Raw genomic sequence first — 12,112 nt, 5'->3', positions numbered from 1 at the left:
CGCGCCGCTCGTGGCGGCGGGGGTCATGGCGGGAACCTGGGCCGTTTCGCTCAGAGCGGGCGCGCGGAGGTCCCGGCCGGGTGCGGGACATGGGCGCTCCAAGTTCCGAGCATCGCCTGGTGGAGCTGCGTCGTACCCTCGATGATCTCCATGACCTTGGCGTCCCTGAACAGCCGTGCGACCGAGGAATCCCCTCCGATGCCATAGGCGCCGAGCACCTGAACCGCGTCCGCCGCGACCCGGTTCGCCGTGGTGGAGGCGAAGTACTTCGCCATCAACGTCCGGTTCACGGCGTCCATGCCGCCGGCGTCCTTCACGAGTCCGGCCTCCAAACACATCAGCCGGGATGCGGTAGCGCCGGTGAGCATGTCGGCGAGCATGCGCTGGACCAGCTGGTGGCCGATGATCGCCGTGCCGTACTGCTCCCGTCCGCGCGCATACGCGGAAGCCTCTTCCAGGCACGCCTGTGCGAGTCCGACACAGCCCCAGGCTGTGCTGTAGCGGCCGATGTCGAGGGCGGTCGACGCGACGAACACCAGCCCGGAGCCGGGCTGGCCCACCATGGAACTCGCCGGAATGCGGCAGTCGTCGAAAGAGATCTCGCCGAGCGACGATCCGCGCAGTCCCAGCAGACCCTGCAGCGCCTCGACCCGCAGTCCCGGGGTCTCCCGCTCGACGAGGAACGCGGTGTGCCGTCCCTCGTACTGGGCGAACACCAGGAACACATCGGCGATCTCACCGAAACTGATCCACTTCTTGACGCCCCGCAGCACGATGTCGGATCCATCGAGCCGGGCCTCGGTCTGCACGCTCTTGGCGTCGCTGCCGACCTTCGGCTCGGTGAGCACGAAGGCCGCGACGGCCTCGCCCGAACTGATCCTCTTGAGCCACCGGTCCTTCTGCTCCTGGGTCCCCCACTTCCAGATGGCATGAGACACCATGTCGGCGCAGGCCACGAAGTTGCGGACATTCTGGCAGGTGCGGCCCATCTCCTCGGCCATCAAGCCGTAGCTCACCCAGTCCAGGGCGCGGCCGCCCCACTCCTCGGGCAGCAGCACGGAGAGCCATCCCGCGCTGCCGAGCTTCTTGATCAGGTCCCGCGACAGGACCTGCTGCTCATCGGCGGCTCGTGCCTCGGGCGCTATGAACTCGTCGGCGAACTCCCGGAAGGACGCCCAGGTCTGCTTCTGCTGGTCGGTGAGGCGGCTGGTCATCGCGCAATTCCTAGCTGTCGGGGGTTACTTGTCTTCGGCGGACCCGCACCTGAGGTGCAGCGCCAGCTTGGTCAGCAGCTCATCCTCGGAGTCGCGAAGGAAGAAGTGATCGCCGGCAATCTCCTCGACGGCGAAGGAGTCCTTGCTGTAGAGGGCCCACTCTCCCGCCGATTCCCGTGGGACGTCCTGGTCGTCGCGTCCGTGGAACACGGAGACCGGGCACTCCAGCGGAGCGATCTGGGGTGCCTGGTAGTGGTCCAAGATCGTGTAGTCCGCGCGCAGGGTCGGCAGGTAGAGCTCCATCAGCTCCTCGTTCTCCAGGAGTTCCTCCGGGGTGCCTCGCAACTTCCGCAGCCGATGGGTGAATTCCTCGTCCGAGAGGTCATGGGTGGTCTCGACCGGCGTGGCCTCGTGCGGGGCCAGACAGGCGGAGATGAGCAGGCGCTGCGGCGCGGGAAATCCGCGCTCCGCGAGATGCCGGGTGAGTTCGAAGGCCAGCACTCCGCCGAAGCTGTGCCCGAACAGGGCGTACGGCGTGTGCCGCGCCTCGTCCATGGCTCCCGCCAGATCGTCCAGCAGGGCGGGCATCGCACTCAGCGCCGGCTCGGACCAGCGTGCACCTCGCCCGGCAAGTTCCAGCGGCTTCACCGTCACCGATGCAGGCAGGAAGCCGTCCCAGTGCGCGTACATGCGTGCCGAGGAACCCGCGTACGGAAGGCAGTAGAGCGTCAGTGCCGCACTCTCGACGACCGCCTGCTGCGGGCCGGACGCGAGGTTCGTGGTACCTATGCCCAACAGGCCGGCCACCGTCGGGTTGTCGTGGATCTGACGCAGCGGAACGGCGTGGCCGAGCGCCTTGGCCAGCCGCCGCTGGAGTGCGACGGCCAGAATGGAATTGCCGCCCGCTTCGAAGAAGTTCTCGTCATCCGAAGCGGGGTCGGCTTCGAGGGTGTCGCGCCACGCCTGCAGGACTGCGGTACGGACCGCTGCCGTTTCAGAGTTCATCGCATGTGCTTTCGTTACAGGTCGGCATGGGCCAGACCGGCACGGTCGATCTTGCCGGAGCTGTTCCGGGGGAGCGAGGTTACGAATCGGGTCCTGCTCGGGCAGTGACTCCCCGGCAGCCGGGAACGGATCCAGCTGTTCAGTGCCTGAGTGGTCAGGTCCTCGGCGGTGACGACGAAAGCGGCCATGAAGGCACGCTCCGGGCGGTCGGCATGCCGGACCAGTACCGCCGCCTCCGTCACCGCGGGATGCTCCTCAATGACGGATTCCACTTCGCCGAGCTCGATCCGATGGCCCCGCAGCTTGATCTGTGCGTCCACCCGCCCCAGGTACTCGAGGGAGCCGTCGGCCGCCCACCGGCCGCGGTCACCGGTGCGATACGTGAGCGCCGGCCCCTGCGGTGTCGTACGGACGGAGAATCGTTCGTCGGTGGTCTCCGGCCGGCCCAGATAGCCGGTCGCCAGGCCTTCGCCGTAGAGGAAGATCTCCTCCTCGTCCAGGAAGAGACCGCAGCCCGGCAGCGGGTCGCCCAGGAAGATGGCGTCGGCGCGCTCTATGCACGCTGCGGTGGCCCAGATGGTCGCCTCGGTAGGCCCGTAGAGGTTCCACAGCTCCGTGCTGCGCGTCAGCAGAGCGGCGGCGAGGCTGGGGGTCAGCGCCTCTCCCCCGCACCAGATCCGGCACCCGTAAGCGAGGTCATCGTCACCGGCGGCAAGCAGCAGCCGCCAGAAACTCGGAGTCGCCTGGATGACGTCCGGCGAGTGGAGCGCGAGGAAGTCCGCGAAGGCGTCGGGGTCGGTCCGCGCCTCGACCGGCACGGCGACGAACTTGGCACCGACGATCAACGGCACCAGCATCTCCGCCAGCGAGATGTCGAAGGACAGCGCCGTCATCGCAAGGATGGTCTCACCCGCGCTCATACCGGGAACCTGGGCCAGCGCGCGGATGCGCGAGGCAAGGGAGTCGTGCGGGACCATCACTCCCTTGGGCCGTCCTGTCGAGCCAGAGGTGTACAGGATGTAGGCCACGTCGTGCAGGTCTCGCCCGGCGGTGTCCGCGGCCGGCTCCATGTCGAGGCGATCGACAGTGAATACGGCCTCCTGCAGCGCACGGATCACGGCTGCCGGACGGGCGTCGTCCAAGATGAGTTCCCGGTGGGCCGGCGGACTCTCCAGATTCATCGGCAAGATCGCGCAGCCGGCCTGCGCACCCGCGAGGAGTGCGATCGCTCCGCTCACCGGGCTCGACGTCTCCAGTGCCAGCAACGCCCCGGGTTCCACCGTCCGCCGGATCAGAGCCGCCAGAGCCTCGGCCCGCTGCGTCACATCCCGGTAGGAGTGCACCTGTACGCCCACGGCGGCGGGCTCGTCGGGGGTTCGTTCCGCCTGGTCGCGGACCAGGTCCCAGACCGTCTCCATGCGTCAGTTCCCCTTGGTTCGGAGCTGCTCCTCGACCCGTGCGGTGAAGTCCGCGAAGACCGGGCTGCTGAACATCACTTCGAGCGGCAGCGGAATGTCGAAGGCCTTGCGGGTCAGGTTCAGCACGCGGGCGGCCTTCAGCGAATGCCCCCCGATCTCAAAGAAGTTGTCGCTGTCCGTCGGCACCCGTCCCAGTACTTCGTTCCAGATCCCCGACAGCTTCTCCTGCATCGCATCCACCGCCGTCGGGGCGACCGCGACTGGCTTCCCGGCCGGTGCGGACCCCGGCTGAGCAAGACCCAGCAGTTCGGCCCGGTTGATCTTCCCGTTGGCGTTCAGCGGGATCGCGTCCAGCCGCAGCAGGGTGGACGGCACCATGTACGCGGGCAGCACGTCCGCGAGTTCGGCCCGCACGGTGTCGGCGGCTGCAGTACCCGAGTAGAGCCCCACCAGGTCTCCCCCGTCCTGGTCAGGACGTACGACCATCGCAGCCTGGTCGACCCCGGACACGCGCAGGGCCGCCTGCTCGATCTCGATGAGTTCTACACGGTGTCCACGCAGGCTGACCTGGGAGTCACGGCGCCCGATGAACTCCAGCTCACCATCCGCGGTCCACCGGCACACGTCCCCGGACGCGTACCAGCGGGCGCCGTCCGGGTCCCGCACGAACTGCTTGCGGTTGAGCGCCTCGTCACGGAGATAGCCGATGGCGAGGATCTTCCCTCCGATCAGCAGTTCTCCGGATTCGCCCGGCTCCGTCACGGTCGATCCGTCCTCCGCCAGCAGCCGGACCTCCGCACCGGATATGGGGCGCCCGATGACCGGCACCTCGTGCTGCGCCGGCTTACGCAGATCACCGCTGGCCGTCGTCACCACGGTTGCCTCGGTGGGGCCGTAGTGGTTGAACACGGCCGCCGGGAAGTCGACCGGCGGGCCGACCCGGAGCCGGTCACCGCCCGTAGTGAGGACCTTGAGCGACGAAGGCGGACTGCTCACCGCGAAGGCCTGCTCGGCCAGCGGGGTGCTCAAGAAGCACTGTTCCACGCGCTGGTCGTCGATGAAGCGGCACACTGCGTCGATGTCCACTGTGGCGACGCCGTCGGGCAGTACGAGCGTGGCACCGCTCGCGAGCGTCGACCACACCTCCCACACTGAGGCGTCGAACCCCAGGCCGGCGAAGGCCGCGACGCGGACGCCGGGTCCGGTCCGGTAGGTCTCCCGGTGCCAGCCGACCAGGTTGCCCAGACTCGCGTGCCCAACCTCGATCCCCTTGGGGGTGCCGGTGGAACCCGAGGTGTAGATGACGTATGCCACGTCGGCATCGGCCGACGCGCCGACACCGTGCTGCCCATCGCCCGATGCGGTGTCGGTCAAGAGGTCGAGCGAGACGTCCGCAGGTCCGCTACCGCCCGGCGAGAGCACTCCGAGGGGCCGCGCGTCGCTGAGGATCGCAGCGCGCCGTGCTGCGGGCAGTGCCCCGTCCACAGGAAGGTAGGCGGCACCCGCGCGCCATATGCCGAGCTGACAGACCACGCCCTGGATTCCGCGCGGAAACTGGGTGGCGAGGAGCGCCCCGGGGCGGAAGGAGTCTGTGGTGACCATCCGGTCGGCGATGACTCCGGCGGCGTCCCACAGTTCGCCGTAGGTCAGTCTCTGCGACTCGGCCGTCGTGTTCCCGAGGACGACGGCGATCGCGTCGGGGCTGTGATCCGCCCAGTCCGCGATCAACTGCGGCACAGTGCGCTGTGCGGTCATCCCACTCACAATCACTCCTAATCTGAGGGTTCAGACAGCTCTGACGGCTTCGGGACAGCACCGGACGGAGCTTCGGTCGGACGTTGATTCAGCCGGACGTTCAGCTGTGGACGTTCAGCCTCAAGTGCTCCATGACGGCGACGCCGTGGTGCGGACGCAGCACGGGAGGCTCGGCCAGCTCCACCCGGCTCCACCGTCGCACCAGGCCGTTGAGTGCCGCGCCGACCTCGAGCCTGGCCAGCCCGGAGCCGAGGCAGTAATGGGCTCCATAACCGAAGGCGAGGTGCCTGCTGTTGTGCCGTTCGGCGTCCAACACATCCGGGTTCGCAAGGACTTCAGGATCGCGATTGGCCGCACCGAGCATCAGCAGCACCAGGTCGCCCGGCTGGATCCGGTGACCTTCGATGTCGACCTCGCTGACCGCGACCCGGGCGACCTGCTGCACCGAGGTGTCGAACCTCAGCAGTTCCTCGACCAGCGTGGGGATCCGCTCCGGTGTGACGGCGTCCCACTGACCGCTGTGCATGAGAGCGCGGACTGCCTTCCCCACGAACGACGACGTGGTGTCGAACCCGGCGAAGACCAGCAGGCTCGCTGTGGCCGCGATGTCCTGCTCTTCGATCCTGCCGTCGCGGTGAGCGCCTCTGAGGATCTCCAGAGCCGTCCCCACAGACACGGATGCCGGCGCGGCAGCCACCACCTGCTCTATCTCTTCCAGCGCGAGGGTCCCGCGCTGCACCACCTCCGGCAGATAGTCCGCTACCAGCAGTGCCGCGATGTCGGAGGCCCAGACCGCGATGCGGGGAGCCACGTCCTGCGGCAGCCCGATCACCCGGCAGACGACCCGGCTCGCCAGCGGCACGGCCAGTTCGGACATCATGTCGATCTGCTCGGTGACAGCGTCGAGCAGAACGTCCACGCACTCCTCGACAAAGGGCTGGAGATCGGCGATCCGGTTCGCGGAGAAGAGGGGGGCGATCAGGCTGCGCAGGCGCTGATGCCGCGGGGCGTCGTTGAACATGAACCAGCGCCGGACGATGTCGGCCGTGCGCATGCCGTCCGCCGTGCCCGACTGCTCGTCGTGCAGCCGGGTCCTGCCGCGCTCCGGCCAGGCGGAGGAAAGCGCCGGACTGCGCAGCAGCTCGGTCACCTGACGCAGGCCGGTGACGATCCAGACCCCGAGGTCATCGTCGCGCCGGACGGGCTCGGCGTCCCGGATGGACAGATAGTCCATGCACGGATCGATCGGCATCAGCCCGTCGTGCTGTCGGTAGGGACAGCTGAGTTCCATGGTGTTGACCCCTCTGCGTGGATGCGAGGCAGACCGATCGCCGCCCGGATGGGTGCGGTGGCTACGGACGGAGACTTCTAACGGCGGGCCGCAACCGCCGCTGTGACGGTCTCGGCAGCCGCCGCACTGGAGAACAGGGTCACCGGATCCACCGGGAAGCGATGCACCTCGCCCGACCCGCTGTGCTTCCATTCGGCCGTCTCGCTCAGCAGTACCTGCACGGGTTCCTTCGGCAGGGCACCGCCGTGCGCGCCCGCCGCCAGCGTGTAACTCATCCAGCCGTGCTGATGACGGGTCAGGGTCTCGGCGAGATCCTGTTCGAGCTCCGGAGCGCACCGCTGCACTGTCGCAGTCAGGAAGTCACCGATCACGGCCAGAGCTTCGTCGGGACTTCGGCCCGTGATGTCGGGCACGTTCTCCGGCGCCAGGTCCTCGTCCATGGCGGTGGCCAGCTCGGTCAGCAGCTCCTGTGCCTCGTGGGCATCCGGCGCACCAGGATCGACGAGAATCAGTGTGGGATCGCCGCCGAGCCGGGCGGCGAGTTCGGAAGCGAAGCCGGATCCGGAGCAGTAGCCGAGAACCACGGTCGGCAGTACCGGATCAGCCGCCAACTCGGCAGCCCAGTGATCCGCCTGGCGCTCGATGGGGCAGATGGCTCCGTGGAGAGCAGGGTTGTCCAGCGGATCCACCCGGACGTAGCTCGCTTGCAGCTCCGACGGAAGCAGCGTGGTGAACGAGCGAGGGATCAGCTCACGGCCGAACTCGACTCCCACGATCCTGACTTGCTGGGCGGACAAGGCTTCCCCTCCGGGTATGAGCTAGAACTCTTGGAACTGGTTGGTGCGATGTGACGCGGTCGGCGGGAACACGCTGGAGCGGTCCCGCCATCGCGCGCAGGGCGGGGCAGCCGAGGTGCGGGGGATGCCCCTCACCCCGGGTCATGCCGTCGAGCGCAGCACGTCGATCTGTGCGGCCAGCGTTGCGATGGTCGGCGTATCGACCAGGGAACGCACCGGAATATCGAGCCCGAACTCGTTCCTGAGCCTGCTGACGACCGCGAGCAGCGAGAACGAATCCCCGCCGGACTCGAAGAAGTTGGCCTGCACACTCACCACGTCCAGCTTCAGCACATCCGCCCAGGCAGCAGCGACGGTGCACTCCGTTTCGGTGCTCGGCGCCACCACGGCCAGCTCGACGACCGGAGCGGCGCTGGGCCGCGGCAGACGCTGACGGTCGACCTTTCCGGTCGGCGAGAGTGGGATGGCGTCGAGCCACATGAAGACGGCCGGCTGCATGACGATGGGCAGCTTCGGGGCGAGGTAGGTGCGCAGCGCGGATTCGTCGAGTTGGCTGCCCGGCACCGGTGCCACATAGGCGACCAACCGCTGGCCGGACTCCAGGACGACCACGGCGTTGGTCACGTCCGGGTGCCCTCGAAGGACCGACTCGATCTCCTCCAGCTCGACCCGCACGCCACGGATCTTGACCTGGCTGTCGACCCGGCCCAGGAACTCCATCTCCCCGTTGGGAAGGCGGCGCACCAGGTCACCGGTGCGGTAGAGGCGGCGGCCCGGCCGCGCAGGGTCCGGGGCGAAACGGTCGGCGGTCAGGGCCGGCCGATTGCGGTATCCGCGGGCGACGCCGTCACCGCCGATCCACAGCTCGCCGGGCACACCGATCGGCTGCGGGTTTCCCCAGCGGTCGACCACTGCGCACGACGCGTTGGCGATCAACTCGCCCAGCGGCATGGAGCTGCGCTCCACCGGCTCGTCGCCCATGCGGCCGACCAGCGCCGCACCCGCGGTCTCCGTCGGCCCGTACTCGTTCCAGATCTCACACTGGGCGGAGACGACCTTCCGGGTCCGCGCGACCAGGTCGGCGTCGAGGTTCTCCCCGCCCATGGACACGTGGCGCAGCGTGGGCATCGCGAGGTTCGCGTCCGTGATGCCGCGCATCTGAGTCGGTGTGAGATACAGCATGTGGATCGAGCGCTCGTCGATGAAGCGGGCGGTGGCCCGGCCGTCGGCCCGGACCTCCCGTGGCAGCATGACCAGGCAGGCACCGGCGGTCAGCGCGTGGAACATCTGCTCGACGGACCAGTCGAAGTGGTACGAGAGGTTGTGCACCACCCGGGTGCCCGGGCCGATGGGGCGGATGTCCTGCGCCCACTGGATCCACGGGGTGATCGCGGTGTGCGGCAGTCCTACGCCCTTGGGGTTGCCGGTGGTCCCCGACGTGTACATCAGGTACACCAGCTGCGACGGGTGCAGTGCGGGCCGGTGGACGCCGCGGTCGGTCCTCCCCGTCTCCCCGGCGTCGGGCCCGGTGGCAGCCGTCTCCCCGACCGCACCGGCATCCACCACGTCCACGCTCGCCCGGACGGCCTCCGGCAGCTGCTCCCGCAGTTCCGGGGTGGTGACCAGGATCTTCATCCCGCTGTCCGAGACGACGTACGCCATCCGGTCGACCGGCGCGAGCGGATCGATCGGCACGTATGCGGCCCCGGCCTTGAGGATGCCGAGGATCCCCACGATGAGGTCCACCGACGGGTCCGCGCACAGTCCGACCAGATCATCGGTGCCGATCCCGCGCGCCGCCAGTTCGTCCGCCAACTGCGCTGCCCTGCGGTCGAGTTCGCGATAACTGACGCGATCGTCCCCACTCTCGACCGCATCGGCGTCGGGGCTCTTGCGCACCTGCTCCTCGAACAACCGGTGCAGGAAGAGATCAGTAGGGTACGGACCGCAGGCCGCGGTGGACCACTTCTCCAGCTGGCGCCGCTCCGCGTCAGGCAGGATGGTGAGTTCGGAGACGCGCTTGGCAGGCGAGGCCGCCGCATCGGCCGCGAGCACGCTCAGATGCTCCAGGATGCGCCACGCCTTGTCCTCCACGAACAGGTCCGTGTTGTAGTCGAGTGCGAGCCGGTACGTGAACTCGGTCTCGACGACCCTGAACACCAGGTCGAACTTGACCGCCTTCAAGTCCAGGTCCAGGTCCACGTCGCTGACGGTGAGCCCGGCCAGCTCCGGCGCCGGCACCTCATGCTGGAAGGCCAGCATCACCCGGAACGGCCCCTGCCGGGAGGAACGGTCGGTGGAGGTCGCGTTCACCACCCGCTCGTAGGGAACGTCCTGGTGCGCGAAGGCCTCCGTCATCCGCGCCCGTACGCCGCCGAGCAATTCGGTCACGGTCGGATCGCCGGACAGATCGCTGCGCAGGGCAAGGGTGTTAAGGAAGCACCCCAGCATGGACTCCAGTTCCGGCAGGTCGCGGTTGGCGCTGGGGATGCCGACCACGATGTCCGTCTGACCGCTGTACCGGCTGAGCAGCACGTTGAGCAGGGTGAACACGGTCATGAACGGAGTGGCGCTGTTCTCCTGGGACAGCTCCCGGATCCGCCGCGACACTGCCCGGGGCAGCTCGATGCTCACGGTCGCCCCGCGACTCGCGGTGTTCTCCCGGGGCGGCAGGTCGGTCGGAAGGTCAAGTACGGGCAGCGGGCCGCGCAAGTGGTCCTTCCAGTAGTCGAGTTGCCGGTCGAGCGCGTCTCCGCTGATCGTGCGCCGCTGCCAAGCGGCATAGTCGGCGTACTGCACCGGGGGCTTCTCGGTGACCGGGAGGGCTCCGTCGGAGGCTGCCGCGTACAGGGCGAGCAGCTCGGACATCGTGAGCTCGAAGGAGTACACATCGGTGATGATGTGGTGCAGGTTGATGAGCAGAACGTGCCACTGCTCGTCCAGTCGGTACAGCTCGACCCGGAGCAGCGGCCCCTGCCCGACGTCGAACGGCCGCTGCGCGGAGTCGAGGAGCAGGTCGGCCAGGACTTGCTCCTTCTTCTCCTCCGGCTCGTCCCGGAGGTCGACCACGGTCAGCGGAAGGTCCCCTCCGGCCCGGATCACCTGCTCGGGTACACCGTCGACAGCCTTGATGGTGGTACGGAAAACATCGTGGCGGTCGGCCAGTGCCTGGACGGCCTGTTCCAGCGCACTGACGTCGAGCGGGCCCACGAGCTCATTCGCGACAGGCACGTTGTACCGGGAGCTCGGCCCCTGAATGTGCTCGTCCACCCACAGGCGCTGCTGTGTGAACGAGGTTGGGGCATGAAAGACATCGTCCGAGCGTTCCTCGAGCGGTTCGATCGTCAAGGCCGCCGTCTGCTGCGCCTCCCGCAACCCCTCGATGGCCGTGGTCAGTTGGGAAATGGTCTGCGCTTCGAAGAGCATGCTCAGCGGAATGCGCATCTCCAGCTCCTCGCGCAGCCGGCTGATCATCCGGGCACCCTGCAGCGAATTGCCGCCCAGCGCGAAGAAGTTGGCGTCCGGACCGGGTATCTCGGTCCGCAGGACAGTCCTCCACACATCAGAGACAACGTCCGATACGGACCGCTGAGACATGTCGTTCCACCTATTCCGTCGATGAGGAACAAAGATTTTTCGGAGAGCTTCGGGTCAACGAGCGCTTCGCTCGTTCGTCGCACTGAGCCGGCCGACGATCTCCGCGAGTACGGCCGGACGAGCGGAGTGCAGGAAGAAGTGGTCGCCGTCGAACATCCGCAGATCGAAGCCACCGGCCGTCAGCTCACCCCAGCGCGGCAGGGAGGCGTTGCCCTCGGGATCGTCCTCGGTCCCGCCGAATGCGGACAGCGGGCAGTTCAGGGGCGGCCCACCACGGAACCGGAAGGTCTCGACGACGGCCAGATCGGCCCGGATCACCGGGAGGAGCAGGTTCATCAGTTCCGGGTCGGCGAGCACGACTTCCGGAGTGGCGCGCCAGGAACGGAGCTTTTCGATGAGTTCGTCGTCCGGCGCCCCATGGAACTGCACTGCGGCATCGCCCCTGACCTGCGGCGCCGCGCAGCCCGAGACGAACAGTCGGGTAGGTGAACCAGCTTCCATGCGCTGCAGTGAACAGGTGAGGTTCCACGCGACGAGGGCGCCCATACTGTGCCCGAAGAAGGCGAACGGACGGTCCAGGTACGGGATGATCGCCGGGACCAGAGCGTTGAGCACATCGCCCATCCGGTCGAGCGGGGGCGTGCCCAACCGGTCCTCGCGGCCCGGGAGTTGTATCGCCCACGGCTCGATGTCGTCGGGTAGCAGGGCGGCCCAGTCCCGGAACGCCGAGACGCCGCCCCCGGCGTACGGGAAGCAGAACAGGCGTGTGTCTGCCTGGGGACGGTTGGCAAGTGGCCTGACGAACGCCTTCATCGACCGGCCTTACCTGCCATCTCCTGGCGCAGAGTCAGCGGTCGCATGTCCGTCCAGACCTCGTCGATGTGCGCGAGGCAGGCCTCCTTCGAGCCCTGCTTGCCCGCTTCCCGCCAGCCGGCGGGCAGTTCGCGGCTCAGGGGCCAGACGGAATACTGTTCCTCGGAGTTGATCACCACGACGTATTCGTCGCCGTGACGCTGCTCGTCCATGAATTCTTCC

General features: G+C 68.0%; 9 protein-coding genes. All 9 read right to left on the bottom strand.

Features of this window, described 5'->3' with window-relative positions:
* Positions 1 to 50: 50 nt before the first annotated feature.
* The 9 genes from OG496_RS54960 to OG496_RS54920 all read right to left on the bottom strand — a co-directional run bounded on the left by OG496_RS54960 (position 51) and on the right by OG496_RS54920 (position 12,102).
* A complete protein-coding gene (locus OG496_RS54960) occupies positions 51 to 1,214 on the bottom strand; it encodes an acyl-CoA dehydrogenase family protein (protein WP_405976476.1) in 1,164 nt (387 codons plus the stop codon).
* A 24-nt stretch (positions 1,215 to 1,238) separates the two neighbouring features.
* Positions 1,239 to 2,219 (bottom strand): alpha/beta fold hydrolase, encoded by a 981-nt coding sequence (locus tag OG496_RS54955; RefSeq protein WP_405976475.1) that lies wholly within the window; start codon positions 2,217 to 2,219, stop codon positions 1,239 to 1,241.
* A gap of 14 nt (positions 2,220 to 2,233) precedes the next feature.
* Positions 2,234 to 3,637: an amino acid adenylation domain-containing protein gene (locus OG496_RS54950; protein ID WP_405976474.1), complete on the bottom strand. Its 1,404-nt coding sequence runs from the start codon at positions 3,635 to 3,637 to the stop codon at positions 2,234 to 2,236.
* 3 nt (positions 3,638 to 3,640) lie between these two features.
* Positions 3,641 to 5,392, bottom strand: a complete 1,752-nt coding sequence (locus tag OG496_RS54945) for a non-ribosomal peptide synthetase (RefSeq protein WP_405976473.1) — start codon at positions 5,390 to 5,392, stop codon at positions 3,641 to 3,643.
* 100 nt (positions 5,393 to 5,492) lie between these two features.
* Positions 5,493 to 6,683: a cytochrome P450 gene (locus OG496_RS54940; RefSeq protein ID WP_405976472.1), complete on the bottom strand. Its 1,191-nt coding sequence runs from the start codon at positions 6,681 to 6,683 to the stop codon at positions 5,493 to 5,495.
* A gap of 77 nt (positions 6,684 to 6,760) precedes the next feature.
* Positions 6,761 to 7,372 (bottom strand): hypothetical protein, encoded by a 612-nt coding sequence (locus OG496_RS54935; RefSeq protein WP_405976471.1) that lies wholly within the window; start codon positions 7,370 to 7,372, stop codon positions 6,761 to 6,763.
* Between the two features lie 249 nt (positions 7,373 to 7,621).
* Complete coding sequence (locus OG496_RS54930; RefSeq protein WP_405976470.1) at positions 7,622 to 11,041, bottom strand: amino acid adenylation domain-containing protein; 3,420 nt, start codon at positions 11,039 to 11,041, stop codon at positions 7,622 to 7,624.
* A 90-nt stretch (positions 11,042 to 11,131) separates the two neighbouring features.
* A complete protein-coding gene (locus tag OG496_RS54925) occupies positions 11,132 to 11,890 on the bottom strand; it encodes a thioesterase II family protein (protein WP_405976469.1) in 759 nt (252 codons plus the stop codon).
* Positions 11,887 to 12,102 (bottom strand): MbtH family protein, encoded by a 216-nt coding sequence (locus tag OG496_RS54920; RefSeq protein ID WP_405976468.1) that lies wholly within the window; start codon positions 12,100 to 12,102, stop codon positions 11,887 to 11,889. The genes OG496_RS54925 and OG496_RS54920 overlap by 4 nt, the downstream gene beginning before the upstream one ends.
* Between the last annotated feature and the right edge of the window lie 10 nt (positions 12,103 to 12,112).

The sequence above is a fragment of the Streptomyces sp. NBC_00988 genome (assembly GCF_045162645.1).
Lineage (GTDB): Bacteria > Actinomycetota > Actinomycetes > Streptomycetales > Streptomycetaceae > Streptomyces.
The sequence above is the reverse complement of the archived record's forward strand: the minus strand, read 5'-3'. Positions and strand labels throughout refer to the sequence as shown.